Annotated in this window: 12 protein-coding genes and 4 pseudogenes; 4 read left to right on the forward strand and 12 right to left on the reverse strand. The window is 62.4% G+C overall.

From position 1 onward, the window contains the following. The first annotated feature begins 4 nt into the window (after positions 1 to 4). Positions 5 to 547, forward strand: a complete 543-nt coding sequence (locus tag N4Q37_RS01060) for a toxin-antitoxin system YwqK family antitoxin (protein ID WP_260954588.1) — start codon at positions 5 to 7, stop codon at positions 545 to 547. A gap of 442 nt (positions 548 to 989) precedes the next feature. On the opposite strand, the gene N4Q37_RS01065 is transcribed toward N4Q37_RS01060, so the two are convergent. Next, complete coding sequence (locus N4Q37_RS01065; protein WP_260954589.1) at positions 990 to 1385, reverse strand: DUF4280 domain-containing protein; 396 nt, start codon at positions 1383 to 1385, stop codon at positions 990 to 992. Positions 1386 to 1558: 173 nt separating this feature from the next. Between N4Q37_RS01065 and N4Q37_RS01070 the strand changes: the two genes are divergently transcribed. The 3 genes and pseudogenes from N4Q37_RS01070 to N4Q37_RS28020 form a co-directional block, all read left to right on the forward strand. Next, complete coding sequence (locus N4Q37_RS01070; protein WP_260954590.1) at positions 1559 to 2626, forward strand: phosphotransferase family protein; 1068 nt, start codon at positions 1559 to 1561, stop codon at positions 2624 to 2626. Between the two features lie 21 nt (positions 2627 to 2647). Beyond that, positions 2648 to 3415, forward strand: coding sequence for an SDR family oxidoreductase (locus tag N4Q37_RS01075; RefSeq protein WP_003180553.1), 768 nt, complete (start codon positions 2648 to 2650; stop codon positions 3413 to 3415). A gap of 78 nt (positions 3416 to 3493) precedes the next feature. Then, positions 3494 to 3718 (forward strand): annotated as a pseudogene (locus N4Q37_RS28020) (IS110 family transposase); the annotation flags it as partial. 94 nt (positions 3719 to 3812) lie between these two features. On the opposite strand, the gene N4Q37_RS28025 reads toward N4Q37_RS28020, so the two are convergent. The 11 genes and pseudogenes from N4Q37_RS28025 to N4Q37_RS01125 all read right to left on the reverse strand — a co-directional run bounded on the left by N4Q37_RS28025 (position 3813) and on the right by N4Q37_RS01125 (position 16669). Next, positions 3813 to 4547 carry a methyl-accepting chemotaxis protein gene (locus N4Q37_RS28025; protein ID WP_449301159.1) on the reverse strand — a complete coding sequence of 245 codons (735 nt, stop codon included), beginning with the start codon at positions 4545 to 4547 and terminating at the stop codon, positions 3813 to 3815. Between the two features lie 123 nt (positions 4548 to 4670). After that, a pseudogene (locus N4Q37_RS28030) lies at positions 4671 to 5447 on the reverse strand (cache domain-containing protein); the annotation flags it as partial. Positions 5448 to 5493: 46 nt separating this feature from the next. Further along, the gene (locus N4Q37_RS01085; protein ID WP_260954598.1) at positions 5494 to 8007 is read right to left on the reverse strand and encodes a bifunctional diguanylate cyclase/phosphodiesterase; all 2514 of its coding nucleotides are present in this window, start codon (positions 8005 to 8007) and stop codon (positions 5494 to 5496) included. Positions 8008 to 8088: 81 nt separating this feature from the next. After that, positions 8089 to 9150 (reverse strand): protein-glutamate methylesterase/protein-glutamine glutaminase, encoded by a 1062-nt coding sequence (locus tag N4Q37_RS01090; RefSeq protein WP_260954599.1) that lies wholly within the window; start codon positions 9148 to 9150, stop codon positions 8089 to 8091. Beyond that, entirely contained in the window at positions 9147 to 9659 is a 513-nt protein-coding gene (locus tag N4Q37_RS01095) for a chemotaxis protein CheD (RefSeq protein ID WP_260954600.1), read from the reverse strand. The genes N4Q37_RS01090 and N4Q37_RS01095 overlap by 4 nt, the downstream gene beginning before the upstream one ends. Next, positions 9652 to 10458, reverse strand: a complete 807-nt coding sequence (locus N4Q37_RS01100; RefSeq protein ID WP_260954601.1) for a CheR family methyltransferase — start codon at positions 10456 to 10458, stop codon at positions 9652 to 9654. The genes N4Q37_RS01095 and N4Q37_RS01100 overlap by 8 nt, the downstream gene beginning before the upstream one ends. Before the next feature lie 35 nt (positions 10459 to 10493). Beyond that, positions 10494 to 12500 (reverse strand): methyl-accepting chemotaxis protein, encoded by a 2007-nt coding sequence (locus N4Q37_RS01105; RefSeq protein WP_260954602.1) that lies wholly within the window; start codon positions 12498 to 12500, stop codon positions 10494 to 10496. Between the two features lie 130 nt (positions 12501 to 12630). Then, complete coding sequence (locus N4Q37_RS01110) at positions 12631 to 13524, reverse strand: chemotaxis protein CheW (protein ID WP_260954603.1); 894 nt, start codon at positions 13522 to 13524, stop codon at positions 12631 to 12633. A gap of 18 nt (positions 13525 to 13542) precedes the next feature. Next, a pseudogene (locus N4Q37_RS28035) lies at positions 13543 to 14403 on the reverse strand (methyl-accepting chemotaxis protein); the annotation flags it as partial. 54 nt (positions 14404 to 14457) lie between these two features. Next, positions 14458 to 16104: pseudogene (locus tag N4Q37_RS28040) on the reverse strand (MCP four helix bundle domain-containing protein); the annotation flags it as partial. Positions 16105 to 16144: 40 nt separating this feature from the next. Continuing rightward, entirely contained in the window at positions 16145 to 16669 is a 525-nt protein-coding gene (locus tag N4Q37_RS01125; RefSeq protein ID WP_260954604.1) for a chemotaxis protein CheW, read from the reverse strand.

The following is a 16669-nucleotide window of genomic DNA, read 5'->3' on the forward strand; positions in this document are numbered from 1 at the left end:
GGCGATGGCCTCAAAAAGACTGGACCTGGAACGTGGCGACAGCCGGCTCGACGGGCAACTGGTCGACGGCAGGCTCGACGGCCCGTTGCAGATCGACGAGGCACAGCGCCCGCAAGCGAAGCTCCACTACGGCCAGGGTGAACTGCAAGGCACCAGCACCTTGTATCACCCCAATGGCAAAGTCTCGGCGGTGTTGCCATTCATGAAAGGCAAATTGCACGGCGTGGCGAGCTTCTACTCGGTCGAAGGGGGCTTGCAGCGCCAGGCGTCCTATCGCGGCGGGTTACTCCACGGCGAGGCCAACAATTACTTCCCCGATGGGCAACTGGCCGAAACCGAGTGCTATCGCGACGGCGTGCGCGACGGCCATTACCGCCGCCTGCATCCCAACGGCAAGCCCGCCGTCGAGGCACGCTACCTCAACGGTCAATTGCTCGAACCGGCCCAGGCCTACGCCGACGACGGCCGCCCGCTGGACGCCGAAGGCAAACCGATCTCCCGGGTGCGCTGGTGGTTCAGGCGTTGGAATGATCCGGCGCAGGCCTGAGCTCCTTGCTTCTGCTGGACTTTGCGCGGACACAAGACCTGAAGCCACCGGAACTCCCTGTGGGATCGATATATAACCGGGAGAACCAGGTCGGCTGTAAGGCCGCCTAACTTTTTGTTTTCGCTTTTGCTTTTGCTTTTGCTTTTGCTGTTGGGCGCCCCGTTAAACCACGCTGGCCGAACGCAGGCATTGCGTAGTGGGCATCCCGGCATGGAGGCCGGGATAGCCGCGCTGGGCCATGGAGGGCCCTTCGCGGCGGGCCCACGGAGCAATGCCGGAGTGAGGGAACACCTCGCCTAGGCGAGGTGCCGAGTGGTGGGGCAAGAGCGTTTTGGTTACTTTTGCGCTTTTCAAAAGTGACCCGCCGTCAGGGCGGAACCCTAAGCAGCCATTACCGCAGCAATGGATATGCACTCGGTCAACAAGATCCTGGTCCGCCCAGTCAGGGAATCAACATCTGCACCTGCCCCGGCACGACGATCTTGATCACCCCGGCCCAGGTGCACATCAAGGTACTGTTGGCATCGATGGCCGGCATGTTGCCCAGTAGCAGGGTCGGCGCACCGCCAGGAATCCACGGCGCGGCGGTGGCCGGGATGCAGGGCATGGGAGTCAGCACCCCCAGTGCGGCGGCAGTGGCGGCGGCCACGGTCGGGTTCGCCAGGCTCTGGCACATGCCGAAGGTGGTGATGTTCACCAGAGGAATGTGGTCCATGATGTTCGCCGCCGGCATTCCACCGGTCAGCATCCGATTGACCGGCAGCACATTGAGCACCGCCGGGGCGACGCCGAAGCTGCATTGCAAGGTCGCGGTGCTACAGACTTGCGGGCATCCCATCGCCGTGACTCCTCCTTCAAGAGCGACCCTGAAACCATAGCTCACCCGAGCACATCAAGCCCGCTGATTATCCGGCAACACGCTAACCTATAAGACCCGGGCGTGCTTGTGACGCCTCCCACGCGCCATTAGGCTTTGATCGATGGCCTCCAGAATAAGCAGAAGGGATAAGCATGGCGTTTACTGATCAGTCCACCCGCGTGCGCGACGGTGAAGAACTCGATGCCAACCTGATCGACCCGTACCTCAAGGCCCACATTCCCGGCCTGACCGGCAAGCCGCAGATCAGCCAGTTTCCCGGTGGCGCGTCGAACCTGACCTACCTGCTGGAATACCCCGAACAGGAATTCGTCCTGCGCCGCCCGCCGTTCGGCCACAAGGCCAAGTCCGCCCATGACATGGGTCGTGAATTCCGCATCCTCAACCAATTGCGCGACGGTTTCCCGTACTGCCCCAAAGCCTACGTGCACTGCACCGACGAGTCGGTGATGGGTGCCGAGTTCTATGTGATGGAACGGGTCAAGGGCATCATCCTGCGCTCCGACCTGCCACCGGAACTGGGTTTCGACGCCGCCCGCACCGAGGCGCTGTGCAAGAGCTTCATCGACCGGCTCGTCGAATTGCACCAAGTCGATTACCACGCCTGCGGCCTGGCCGACCTGGGCAAGCCCGAAGGCTACGTGGCCCGGCAGATCCGTGGCTGGAGCGACCGCTACGAGAAAGCCCTGACCCCCGACGCGCCCAAGTGGGAAGCGGTCAAGGCCTGGCTCAACGACAAGATGCCCGCCGACCACCCGACTTCGAGCATCGTCCACAACGACTACCGCTTCGACAACGTGATCCTCGACCCGGACAACCCGATGCAGATCATCGGGGTGCTGGACTGGGAACTGACGACCATTGGCGACCCGTTGATGGACCTGGGCAACAGCCTCGCCTACTGGATCGAGGCCGCCGACCCGGCGCCGGTGCAGCTGATGCGCCGCCAGCCGAGCCACGCGCCCGGCATGCTGACCCGTCGCGAATTCGTGGATTACTACGCCGAACGCGCCGGGATCCGCATCGACAATTTCGACTTCTACTACACCTACGGCTTGTTCCGCCTGGCTGGCATCGTGCAGCAGATCTACTACCGCTTCTTCCACGGCCAGACCCAGGACAAACGCTTTGCGCAGTTCGTTCAGATGAACAAGCTGCTGGAGCAAATGAGCCTGCAGGTCATCGGCCAATCCACGCTCTGAGCGCCTTCACAAGGAAACAGCATGTCCAAGACCCAGTTGTTCGACCTCGACGGTAAAATCGCTTTCGTTTCCGGCGCCAGCCGTGGCATCGGCGAGGCCATCGCCAAACTGCTGGCCCAGCAAGGCGCCCACGTGATCGTCTCCAGCCGCAAGCTCGACGGTTGCCAGCACGTGGCCGATGCGATCATCGCTGCTGGCGGCAAGGCCACCGCCATCGCCTGCCACATCGGTGAAATGGAGCAGATCAGCCAGGTCTTCGCCGGCATTCGCGAGCAGTTCGGGCGCCTGGACATCCTGGTGAACAACGCCGCCACCAACCCGCAATTCTGCAACGTGCTGGACACCGACCTGGGGGCGTTCCAGAAAACCGTCGACGTGAACATTCGCGGCTACTTCTTCATGTCGGTGGAAGCCGGCAAGCTGATGCGCGAGAACGGCGGCGGCAGCATCATCAACGTGGCGTCGATCAACGGCATCTCGCCGGGGATCTTCCAGGGCATCTATTCGGTGACCAAGGCCGCGGTGATCAACATGACCAAGGTGTTCGCCAAGGAGTGCGCGCAGTTCGGCATCCGCTGCAACGCCCTGCTGCCGGGCCTGACCGACACCAAGTTCGCCTCGGCGCTGGTCAAGAACGACGCGATCCTGAAAACCGCCCTGGCGCAGATCCCGCTCAAGCGCGTGGCCGACCCGAGCGAAATGGCCGGCGCGGTGCTGTACCTGGCCAGCGATGCGTCGAGCTACACCACGGGTGTGGCGCTGAATGTGGATGGGGGGTTCCTTTCCTGACGCGATAGCTCCTTCTGCGTGGGAACTGAGCTTGCTCGCGACGGTGCCAGCTGTATCGAAGCTGCCACCGCCATCGCGGGCAAGTCCGCCATCCCCGGCGGCAGATTCGCCGCCAGGCGTTCTTTGTACATGGCCTGCTGGTCAGTGATCAGGTTTCAGCCTGACTTCAATGCGCGGTACAAAGCGCTTCGCGAGAAAGGCAAATGCGCCAAAGTGGCTCTCATCGCTTGTATGCGCGTTTTGCTGATACGCCTCAACGCGATGATCCGCGATGGTTCTGACTGGAAGGGACGCGCAGTCTAGATTGAACTGCGGGAGTCCCTTCAGAAATTTGCACTGCCAAGAGCTGTGGGAGTTTTTGCTGCCTTCATCCAGTGATTTTTAGGCTGCCCGCTCCTTAGATCCTGAACTGTAGCAACAACCCATTCAACTGATCAGCCAGTTGTCGCAAGCTCTGACTGGCCGTGCTGGTCCGCTCGCAAGCCTGGACGTTGTTCTGTGCAAGGCCCGCGGCCTGGGTGATGTTGCGATTGATGTCTTCGACCACCTGTGACTGTTGCAGCGTGGCGCCGGCGATGGAAGCATTCAGGCCGGCGAGATTGCGCAGGGCCTGGCCGATCTGGTCCATGCTTTGGCTGGCGAGGCCGGCCTGTTCCATGGTCAGTTGCGAGCCCTTGCTGCTTTCGGTGATCACACTGACGGCGGCTTCTGAGTTGCGTTGCAGGGTCTCGATCATGCCGTGGATTTCAGTGGTCGATTGCTGGGTACGCTGGGCCAGTATACGGACTTCATCCGCCACCACGGCGAATCCCCGCCCTTGTTCCCCGGCCCTCGCCGCTTCGATGGCGGCGTTGAGAGCAAGCAGGTTGGTCTGCTCGGCGATGGAGCGGATCACCTCCAGCACGCCACCGATGCGGGTACTTTCCTTGGCCAGGGTCTGGATGACGTCTACCGCTTGCTGGATGGTTCCAGAGAGCTGTTCGACCTGGCGCGAACAGTTACCGATGTTGCTTTGGCCGCGCTGAGTACGCTCGTCGGCGTCGCGTACCTCACTGGTCGCCGTTTCGGCGCTCCTGGCAACATCCTGAACGCCGAAGGTAATTTCATTGATGGCGATGGCCACCAGGTCCATCTGCTGGGATTGCTTCTGGCTGTGTCCCTGGCCTTCACTGGCGATGGCGTCCAGCGAAACGGAGGCCTGGTTCAACGCCTTGGCCGCCTGCAGCGACTGGCCGATGACATTGCGCAGCCTGGCGGTGAAATCATTGAAATGAGCGGCCAGCGCCGCCAGCTCATCCTTGCCCCGAGCGTCCAGTTGGCGCGTAAGGTCGCCTTCGCCACCGGCGATGTCGGCCATGGCCCGCACGGTTTCGTTCAGTGGCCGGGTAATGCTCTTGCTGATGAACACCACCAACGATCCCATCAGCAGGCCAATCCCCAGGAGCATGCCGGCAGCTCTCCAGAGCTGGGCGCGAAAGGCAGCCTTCACGTCATCGATGTAGGTGCCGGAACCGAGCACCCATCCCCAGGGCTGGAACAGCTCCACATAGGAGATTTTTTCAACCGGTTCGGCGGCGCCAGGCTTCGGCCAGCGATACGCCACCACGCCGCCTCCCTGGCTCTTGGCGACGGCGACCATGTCCAGGAACAGCGCCTTGCCGTCCGGGTCCTTGAAGCCGGAAATATCCTGCCCATCGAGCTTGGGATTGGTCGGGTGCATGAGCATCCTGGGGGCAAGATCGTTGATCCAGAAATAGTTGTTACCTTCGTACCGCAGCTCGCGAACAATCACCAGGGCCTGTTTCTGCGCCTCTTCGCGGCTCAGCACCCCGGCCTTCTCCAGGCCGTTGTAATACTTGAGCACGCTCATCGTGGTTTCAACCACATCCCGGGTCTTGCCGACCTTGGCGCCATACTCCTCGATATAGATCTGACGCAGCATCAGCAGGCCAAGTAGAGCCAGCATGGTCATGGCGAGCAGGAGAACCATCCACAGACGGCGACTGATGGGCATATTGCGAAAACTCTTCATCTTAAGGGTGCGACTCTCATTTTTTCGTTAGGTTATTTCATCGGGATCAGACGTTTGTATCGCCCGGAAGGTGCGTCAGCAGGTGGCCGAAATCCTCCTGCGGCATGGGTTTGCCGTACAGCCAGCCCTGCGCGCTGTGGCAGCCGTAGCGTTGCAGGAACGCTTGCTGGGACGTCTCCTCGACCCCCTCGGCAACCAGCGACAGGCGCAAACTGTGGGCCATGGAGATGATCGCCTTGACCAGCTCGGCGCTGTCGCGGTTGTGTTCGATGTCGTGGATAAAGGAGCGATCGATCTTCAGCGTGCCGATGGGCAGGCGACTCAGGTAGCTGAGCGCCGAATAGCCGGTGCCGAAATCGTCAATGGCGATGGAGATACCCATGGCATCGAGTTGTTCCAGGGTGTCCTGGACGAGGATGTTGTTGTCCAGCAGCAAGCCTTCGGTGATTTCCAGTTCCAACCAGGTCGGTGCACAACCGGTCTCTTGCAGAATCCTGCGGATCGAGGCCAGCAGGTCGTTCATCTGGAACTGCCGTGGCGACAGGTTGACGGCTATTTTCAGCGGTGGGCTGCGACCGTCGCGGTTCCAGGCGACAGCGCGGCGGCAGGCATTTTCCAGCACCCATTCGCCGATACCGACAATCAACCCGGTGTCCTCGGCAATGGGGATGAAGGTGTCCGGCGCAACCTGTCCGTGCTGCGGATGGCTCCAGCGCAGCAGCGCCTCGGCGCCGACCAGGCGTCCACTGGCGAGATCGATCTGTGGTTGATAGTGCAATGTCAGTTCGCCGTTCTGCTGGGCATGGCGCAGGCTCGCAGCCATGGCCAGGCGCTCGGTGGTCTGCTGGGCCAGGCGCGCCGAGTAGAGCTGGACGTTGTTGCGCCCACGGGCCTTGACGTAGTACATGGCCGAGTCGGCATAGCGCAGAAGCTCGACGATATTGTCGGCATCCACGGGATAACGAGCGATACCGAGGCTGCCGGAGACGAAAATTTCACGGCTCTGGATCTGATAGATACCGGTGATCGATTGCAGGATTTTCCTGCCGAGATCGTCCAGGTCGGTGGTGCCGGCGAGTTGCGGCAGGATCAGGGCAAACTCGTCCCCACCGAGGCGGGCCAGGGTATCGGTGGCAGGCAGCAAGTCACGCAGGCGTCTGGCGGCTTCGCGCAGCAGTTCGTCACCGGCGCCGTGACCGAGGGTGTCATTGATCACCTTGAAGTTATCGAGGTCGAGAATCCCCACCGCCACCTGACGGCCACTGCGCTCGGCCTGGAGCAGCGCATGTTGCAGGTGCTCCTTGAACAGTTCACGGTTGGGCAGGCCGGTCAGCGCATCGTAGAAAGCCAGCGTGTGCAGGCGTGTCTGGTATGCCTTCAGTTCGCTGACATCCTGGGCGGTGCCGAGCATCTGCAAAGGCGTACCGTCAGCGGCGTATTCCACGCTCAGGCGCGAATGCAGGTGCAGGCGCTCTTCGCCGACCGCGACGCAGTACTCCAGCACCAGGGCGGTGCTGCGCTCGGACAAGGCTTGATGAATACGCCTGAGCACTCGCCCGCGATCCTCAAGGACAATGAGTGCAAGAATCCTTTTCGGGCAAGGTGCCCAGCCGCGCGGCTGATCGAGCATGCGGCACAGCTCTGCCGACAAGCGCAGGGTTCCGCGCTGGAAATCCAGTTGCCAATGGCCCAGGCGAGCCATGGCCTCGGCCTGTTCCAGACGCTGCTCGGTATCCTTGAGCGCGGAGATGTCGCGGGCAATGGTGAGTACGCTGATGACCTGGCCATGCTGGTCGAACTCGGGCACGGCCTGGACATGCTGGACGATCTGCTCCCCATTGGCCTTGGTCCAGGTTGCCTCCACCGCTTCGGGACGGGCGCCGCGCAGGACGTTCAGGAGGCCGTCGTGATAACGCATCGACACGCCGTCCGGCAGCGGACTCCTATGGGTGCTGAGGGTGCCCAGCACCTCTTCGGCGGGAATGCCATACAACCGCTCGTAAGCGGGGTTGATGTAGACGCGCCGGCCTTCCAGGTCGTAGCGCACGATGACGTCCGGCGAGTTCTCCACCAGGGTGCGGAACTCCTGCTCCCGGATCCGCAGTTCCTGTTCAGTACGACGCAGTGGCGTGATATCGCGCCCCACCGCCAGCACGCTGACCACCTCGCCATCGGCCGTGCACTCGGGAACGATGCGGATATGGCTGGTGATCAGGTGGCCATCGGCTCCCAGCCAGGCCAGTTCGTAATCGTCGGGCTGGCCGCTGTGCAGCACCTTCATCAACACTGCCTCATACGCCAGCACTTGAGGTGAATGGTTCATGTCACTGGGTTTCTTGCCAAGCAGGGTCGCCACCGAGACCCCGGCCATGCGGGCGAAGGCCGGATTGGCATAGACACGCAAGCATTGGCGGTCATAGCGGGCAATGGTATCCGGCGTATTCTCGGCCAGGGTACGAAAGGCCGACTGATCATTGAGGGACGGTTCTTCATCGGCATGGCCTTGCCCGTCAGGCACACCGGCATCGAGTGAGTGGTTCAAGGGCAGCTGTTCATTCATGTTCGCCACCTCGGTTTTCCTGATAAGACAGTTGTCGCACTTGATAAACGCTTTCCAGATCGGTTGGGTACAGGACCATCTTCAGCGCCAGCCGGTCATGCTGGAGAGGATCGCCGCGGGAATGTCATGGAGCGCCAGCACCCGTTCTGCCGCGCCCAGCTTGATGGCCTCTTTCGGCATGCCGAAGACCACGCAACTGTCTTCGTCCTGGGCCACGGTGCGGGCGCCGGCATCGCGCATGTCCTTCAGGCCACGGGCACCGTCGTCGCCCATGCCGGTCATGATGATGCCCAGGGCATTGGCGCCGGCCACACGGGCCGTGGAACGCAACAGCACGTCGACCGAAGGGCGATGGCGACTGACCAGGGGGCCGTCGCGCACCTCCACCTGATACTGGGCACCGCTGCGCGTGAGCTGCATGTGTCGACCGCCGGGAGCGATCAGCGCCCGCCCCGGCATGACCCGGTCGCCATTACGCGCTTCGAGCACCTCGATCTGGCACAGCTGATTCAGGCGTTCGGCAAACGCCGCCGTGAAGCGCTCCGGCATGTGCTGGACGATGACCAGCCCCGGGCACACCCGTGGCAGACGCGTGAGGATCGCCTCCAGCGCCTGGGTGCCGCCGGTGGAGGTGCCGATGGCGACCAGGTTCTCGGTGGTCTGTGTCATGGCGTGGCCGACGGCCGGCAGCACGTCGGCGGCGGGCGTCTTGACCACAGGTTGGGGCGCCAGGCGCCGCAAATTGGCCCGTGCCGCGCTCTGGATCGCCCGGACCAGCTCATCGGCGGCGTCGTGAAGGAACTGTTTGAGCCCCAGTCGGGGCTTGCAGACGATACCGACCGCCCCCTGCGCCAACGCTTGCAAGGTGGTCTGTGCACCGGCCTCGGTGAGCGTGGAACAGATCACCACCGGCGTCGGCCGTTCGGCCATGAGTTTTTTCAGGAACGTGATGCCATCCATGCGCGGCATTTCCACGTCCAATACCAGTACATCGGGCCACTGGCGCTGCATTTTTTCCAACGCGAACAGTGGATCGGCGGCCACCCCGATCACCTCGATCTGCGGGTGTTCGGCGAGCATGGCCGAAAGCACCTGACGCACGACGGCGGAATCATCGACGATCATTACCTTGATGGCTTTCATGCGCGTCTACCCTGGCGTATCTCCAGCGTAGGCGGAATATGCCTGATAGCGATCTGGCCGTTCCACAGGTCGAAGATCAGGCTCCGATGCCCGGCGCCCTCCACATGGGCACCGCTGCAGTTCAGGCCGTGGGCCAGCAGCAATTGCCTGGCGGCGTCGACGTTCTTGCGGCCCACCCGATTGTCCTTTTGCCGATCTATCGCGGGGAACATGTTGCCGCCGCCGAACAGGTGAATACGAAACTCCATGGGTGAAATGCCATGGCGACGGGCCTGGCGCAACATCAGTTCGATAGCCTCGTCGCCATAACGGCCGTTCAACCCGCCGGCCGGCAGGTGTGGCCGGGTCGGCAGCATGAAATGGCACATGCCGCCGATCAGCCGCGTGGGATGCCAGCACACCAGGGACACGCAGGACCCCAGCAGGGTGTGGATACGCGTATGACGATCGCCGAAATACAGTTCCCCGGGTTGCAGGAAAATCTCGATGATGCTCTCGGGTCTACGCATGGGGTTTCCGATAAATGGAGGGGGAAACGACTTTCAATTCGTCACAGACGCCGTTCAGGCTTTCGGAATGGCTGACGATGAAATAGCCGCCTGGCTTCAACGACGGCAGCATGCGCTGCATCACCTGACGCTTGGTCTCAAGGTCGAAATAGATCATGACGTTACGCAGGAAAATCACCTCGAACTGCCCCAGGTCCGGCAACGCCGTGTTCAGGTTGATCTGGCGAAAGCTCACGCGGTTGCGCAGGGCCGGGTCGATCAGCAGGCTGCCGCTGTTCTCGCCGATCCCCTTGAGGCAATACCGGGTCAACAGCGGTCGCGGGATATCCTCGGCATCGACCATGCGGTACAGGCCGCTACGGGCCTTTTCCAGCACCCGCAGGCTGAGGTCCGAGGCAAGCACCTCCCAGGGTCGGTTGCCCAGCACTTCGGCGAGGGTCATGGCGATGCTGTAGGGTTCCTCGCCGGAGGAGCAGGCACCACTCCAGACTCGCACGCTGGAGCGATTGCCCGGTTCCGGCAGAATCTGCTCGCGCAGGAAGGCGAAATGCTTGGGCTCACGGAAAAAATAGGTTTCGTTGGTGGTCAACAGATCCACCGCCACCTGCAACTCCGTGCGCTCGTTCAGCAGCAGGCGAAAATAATCGCCATAGCTGAACAATCCCTGCGCGCGGACACGTTTGGCCAGGCGGCCGCTGACCAGCGGCTTCTTGGCATCGGACATGCGGATACCGGCGATCTCGAAGATCAAGTCGCGAAACTGCGCGAACTCCTTATCGCAGAGCACCAGATTATTCATCCCGACGGGTTCCTCGCAGGCGGCTCATGATGTGCTCAGACAATGAAGTGCTTGACCATGGCATCCAGCTCGTCGGCCAACTGCGCCAACTCCCGGCTCGACGCGTGGGTCTGGTTCGCAACGCCGCTGGCCTGTGTCGACACATCACGGATGCTGAGCAGGTTACTGTCGACTTCGCGGGCCACATGAGACTGCTCCTGGGTGGAACTGGCAATGCTCTGGTTGCGCTCGTTGATCTGCACGATGGCCTGGGCGATCGCTTCCAGCGCGGCACCCGCTTCGCGTGCGACTTCGAGGGTTTCCCGGGTCTTGCCGTTGCTGTTGCGCATGGAACCGAGGGCTTGTTCGCTGCCGGTCCTGACCGAGTCAATGATGCTCTCAATCTGCCGGGTCGATTCCTGGGTTCGCTGCGCCAGCCCCCGGACTTCGTCCGCCACCACGGCGAAACCGCGCCCACTTTCGCCGGCCCGCGCCGCTTCGATCGCTGCGTTCAAGGCCAGCATGTTGGTCTGTTCGGCGATGCCGCGAATGACATCCAGCACGGACGTGATACCACCGATATTCCCGGCGAGGGTCTGCAAGGCATCGGTGGTGTGTTCGATATCGCCGGCCAGCACCTCGATGGCGCCCACGGTGCGCCCCACGCTCTCCTGGCCCTGGCGGGAACGCTGGTCGGCAGACTCGGACACCTGGGACGCCGAAACGGCATTGCGTGCCACGTCCTCGATGGCGCTGGTCAGTTCGGTGACGGCGGTGGCGGCCTGATCCAGTTCACCGCTCTGGCGCGTCAGGCCGTGGCTGGCATCATGGGTCGCGGCACTCAACTGGGCAGCCGTCGATGCCAGGTGCCTGGCAGAACTCATGATGCGCTGGACAGTATCGCGCAGCCCTTTCTGCATATGTTGCAAGGCCAGCAACAAGCGGGCCGGCTCATCCGTACCAGACGAGTCGACAGCATGGCTCAGATCGCCTGCCGTGATACGTTCGGCGGCCTTCAGCGCCAGATTCATTTGCTTGAGCAACCGCAGCACCATCAAGGTCGCCAGCGTGGCCCCCAACAGCAACGCCACCAGCAAGCCGCCAGACATCAGCAGGATGTCCTGCCAGGCGCTGTCGCGACGAGCCTCGAGGGCATCGGCAAGGGCGGCCAGCGCCGGCCGGTTGAAGGCGTACAAGGCATCGACGGTCCGGGCATAGGTCGCGATGTAGTCGGCCACCGGGTAGTTGGGCGCAGCGGTCGCGATCAGTTGGGTGTCCGTCAGCTTCAGCGCTTGCTCGACCTGGGGCCCCAGGGTCGCCAGGGGGCCGCTCAGCTGAGCATTGAACGCTGGGCTGGCGGTGTTGACCTTGATGAAAGCGCGGGTCAGCTTGTCGAAACTGTTCAGGGCCTGGGTCGTCAGACCGGTCAGGGCCGCACGTTGCTCCGGCTCGATCCGCCCTTGCGCCAGATGCAGGGCGCCGGTCGCACTCAATTGGCCCAGCAATGCGCCGGTCTGCGGCAGTTCGACCAGCGCACCAGTGATCAGGTAATAGGTTTCGAAGATCGGGTCCAGCGACAGCTCGAAATGATCGAGCAACCCGTCCTCGACCTGCAGCGCGGCCGCGATCAAGCGCACATGCGCCGCCAGGCTCTGGGTGCCGTCGATACCTGCGCTTGAGACCTGCCTGGCCAGCTCGTCCCATTGCCGGCGCACCTGCCCAAAGGCCGTCACAAGGCTGGCGGGCACCTGGGACTCCTGCAATGCACGTTCGGTTTGCTCGAAGGCCCGCTCCACCTCGGCCTGTTTTTTCTGCCGTGTCTCGAGCAACGCACGGTTGCCCCCCAGCACGGCGGAGGAAAGACCACTGTGCTGTTGGGTCAACTGCACCAGTTGCAATAAATCCTGCACCGGTTGCATACCGCGAAACTCCTGCACGGCCTGGCGGCTCTGATTCAAGGCGCCTGACACATACAGGGTGGTCGGTGCAGCGATCAGCACCAGGCACAATAACGCCAGCATCGAGAACTTGCCGGGTAAAGACAATCGATCAAGTACTTGCATAGGTGGCCTCTCGGCGCATTTGGAGGGAATTCGCAGGGCTTGGACCCGCAGCGCTGTGCAGGGTGAAGAAGCTCATCAGTTGTTGCAGTTGCTCAGCCTGGCCGCTCATTTCCTCGGCGGTGGCGAATACTCATGTCGGCACCTCTTGCTGTTCGACAGGACGCGGTTGCGTACGCAGCCCCACGGACCCGCTTGCCAGCAGGAGCCGCTCGATGTCCAGCAACATCACTCGATGGCTGCTGACCAGGGTGGTCCCCAGAATGAACCCGGCGCCCGAGGTTGCAGGCGCTTCTATCTGCCCCCAGGGAATGTCGAGGATCCTGCCGACCGCATCGGGCACCAGGCCGACCCTTTGCCAATGATCACCTACCGGTACTTCGACGATGATGATATGGGTGCTTGCCCCGATCTTGACGGGGCGTCCGCCGAAGTGGAGCCCCAGGTCAATCACCGGCACCAGGGAACTGCCCAACCTGATCGCCCTACGCGCCGGTAATGACTGGCCTGGTCTGGGCATGAGCTGGGTGGCCTCCATGAGCGTGTGCACATTCAACATGCTCACCGCGAACGCCGTGCCGTCGACAACCAGCGAAAGGTACTGGCTGTCGAGTGTCGTATCGTTGATCGCCAACGGCGAATCGACGACGGCATGGGTGAGCGCCTGGCTTCTCTCCAGCATGTGCGTGGTCAAATCCGCCAGGTGCTGCATCTTGTCCGCGAGTTGGGCAAAATCCTGCGTCCGGCTCGCGTTGTGTTTCGCCTCGATGGACGAGTTGTGCAGCGGCTCTGGCTCGAGGCAGGCAACCTCGGCCGGTGGCTCGACCAGCGTACTCGGGCGGATGTCGATGGCTGCCGGGGTCAGTACCAGAATGACCAGCATCACGATACAGGGCACCCACGCCAGCCATAGCCAGTACGGCAATCCAATCCAATCGATGAGTACAGCCGGTGCAACCAGCAGCACCAGCGTGGCACAACCCCAGCCGAATCTGGCACCCGGCGTCAGGTCTTTAAAACGCTTCATTGCAGATGTACACCTTGATTATTCCTGAAAGCGCACGAAGCCCGCGGGCAGGGTCACACCACGCGTGCCGAGCACCCTGCCGACCGCCGCGGCGGTGACGGGTTTGTTCAGGGTCGCGGCAGGTGCGGCCATACGCTCGTCGTCATCCTGATTCGTCAGGCTGAAGAAGCTCATCCGCTGTTGCAGTTGCTCGGCCTGACCGCGCATCTGCTCGGCGGTGGCGGCCAGTTCCTCGGAAGCCGAGGCGTTCTGCTGGGTGATCTGGTTGAGCTGGTTCATCGCCGTGTTGATCTGGTTGACGCCGGTGGACTGCTCCTCGGAGGCTGCGGAAATTTCCTGCACCAGATCGCTGGTCTTGGCGATGCCGGGCACGATTTCGTCGAGCAGGCTGCCGGCGCGTTCGGCCAGCGCCACCGAGCCCTTGGCCACTTCGCCGATTTCCTGGGCCGCGACCTGGCTGCGCTCGGCCAGCTTGCGTACCTCGGCGGCAACCACGGCAAAGCCCTTGCCGTGCTCACCAGCGCGGGCGGCTTCGATGGCGGCGTTGAGCGCCAGCAGGTTGGTCTGGTAGGCGATGTCGTCGATGATGCCGATCTTCTCGGCGATGCTCTTCATCGCACTGACCGTGTCCTTGACCGCCTCCCCGCCTTCGACCGCCTGCCGCGCGGCATTGCCGGCCATGCCGTCAGTGACCCGCGCGTTCTCGCTGTTCTGTTCGATGGAGGCGGACATCTGCTCCACCGACGCGGAGGTTTCCTCGACACTGACAGCCTGCTCGCTGGCAGCCTGACTCATGGACAGTGCAGTGGAGCTGACCTCCTCACTGGCCGACGCGATATGGCCGGTGGTGCTGTTGACCTCGCCGATGATGCTCGAGAGCGTGGCGATGGTGTTATTGACCGCGCTCTTGAGGGCTTCGAACGTGCCCTGATACTCCTTGTCGATCCCCTGGGTCAGATCCCCCCGTTCCAGGCCATTGAGCACGCGCAGTACATCCTTGAGGGCATTGTCGGCGGTGCTCACGATCTGGTTCATGCCTTCGGCGACCAGCTTGTAGAAACCGCTCTTGTCCTCACTGGCCACCCGGCCCGAGAAGTCACCCGCGGCCGCGGCCGCGACCACCTTGACGATTTCCTGTTCGGCGTTCACTTCCGAAGTCCGGTCGATCCATTCCAACACTGTGCCCAGACGCTCGCCGGCAGGGTTGTAGATCGGGCTGGCGCTGAGCCTGAAAACCATGTCGCCGACCGGCACCTGGGCGACGTGGGTGCCGCGCAAGCTGCTCAAGAGGTTGCGCTGATGGCTGGGGTTCTTGTGGAAGATGTCGAAGTTCGCGCCGATGATCCTGTCGGCGCTGAACTGCGGCAGCACCTTGCGCATGTTGGCTTCGGATGAGCGCATCAGGGCTTCGGTGGAACGGTTCATGTAGCGGATGATGCCGTCGTTGTCGGCCATCATCACGTTGACCGACGCATTGTCCAGGGTGGTCTTGAGGTTGGTCGCGACATCGGCGGCGGCAGCGGCGCTCTTCAACTGCTGACGCGTGGTTTCGATGGCCTCGTTGATGAAAGCCTTCTTGCCGGGCAACTGTTCCAGGAACACATCGAGGTTACCGTTGCCCAGTTCCTTGACGCATTGCATGGCCTTCTGCTTGGCGGCGATGTGGCCGCGCACCATGGTGTTGACGCCTTCGGCCATGTCCTTGTAGGCACCGCGGTACTGGGTGGCATCGACCATCACATCGATATCGCCCTTGTCGTGTTCGGCGGACATCCGGTTCATTTCGGCCATCAGGGTCTGCAACCCCGTGCAGGCGCGCTGGATGGCGTTGTTCAGCAAACCGGTCTCGTCACGACGGTCACTGCTGCTGCCCTTGCTCAAATTGCCATCGGCGAGGCGATTGGCGGCACTCATGACCTCGTGCAGCGGGCGGGTGATCGAGCGAGTGATGATGAACGCGATCAAGCCGCCCAGCACGATGACAGACCCCAGCAGGGCGAGCATCACCTGGACGCTGCGGCTGTAGTTGTGCGCGGACTGTCCGACGACCTCCTCGGTTTTGCGTTGCTGGTAAGCCATCATCGCGTCGAGCGTCCTGAACAGCTCATCCTGCGCCGCCGTCACCTCGCCTGTCAGGACGTTGACGGCCTCTTCATGCTGGTTCTCGGCAGCCAGTTTCAAGGCCTTGTCCAGCAGCGGCACCGCACTCTGGAACCGCGCACGGATCTCGGCCGAGATCTGTTTGGCTTCGTCCGTGGACACGTCGCCTTCCATTTCACCGAGCACCTTGTCGAACGTACCGCGGGCGACCCGCAGGCGTTCGTTGTCGTTGAGGATACGCTGCGGATCGCGGGTCAGAATGATGTCGCGGCTGGTACGGGCGACGATGTTCATCTGGTTGCGCAGCGTGGAGACCTGCAGGATGCGGTTCATGCGCAGGCTGGAAACTTCGTCGAGGTCGCTCTTGATGTCTTGCATGCTCTGGATACCCATATAGGCGAGCATGGCGGTAAGGATCAGCACAGCGGTGAAACCCAGGGTCAGACGAACGCCGACACGCATATTCTTGAACATGGTCATTCCATTTCTAAGTGGCAGGAAACGCTAACGGGGTGTCGCCTTACTCGTTGGGTGTCGGGCTTTCGGCGACCTGGGCCAGCACGGCGAGTTCGTCAACCGAAAGCACCCGGCCGATGTCCAGCAGGATGACGAAGCGGCCGCCGACCTTGCCCATGCCCTGGATGAAATCGGTCCGGATATGGGCGCCGAAGGCCGGCGGCGGCTCGATCTGCGCCGGGGCGATTTCCAGCACCTCGTTCACCGCGTCCACCAGCACACCGATCACCTGTTGTTCATCGGCGTGGTCCACTTCCAGGATGACAATGCAGGTGCGTCGGCCGACTTCGGTCTGCCGGCCACCGAAGCGCGCACCGAGATCGATCACTGGCACCACCGCGCCACGCAGGTTGATCACGCCACGGATGCTCGGCGGCATCATCGGCACGCCAGTGAGCTGGCCGTACTCGATGATTTCCTTGACGCTGAGCGTCCCCACGGCGAATGTTTCGCCGGCCAGGGTGAAGGTCAGGTACTGCCGGGTTTCCGGCACGTTGTCGGGGCTTTTCATCTTGTTCGAGAGGCTCAT

Source organism: Pseudomonas citri (genome assembly GCF_025336485.1).
Taxonomy (GTDB): Bacteria; Pseudomonadota; Gammaproteobacteria; order Pseudomonadales; family Pseudomonadaceae; genus Aquipseudomonas; species Aquipseudomonas citri.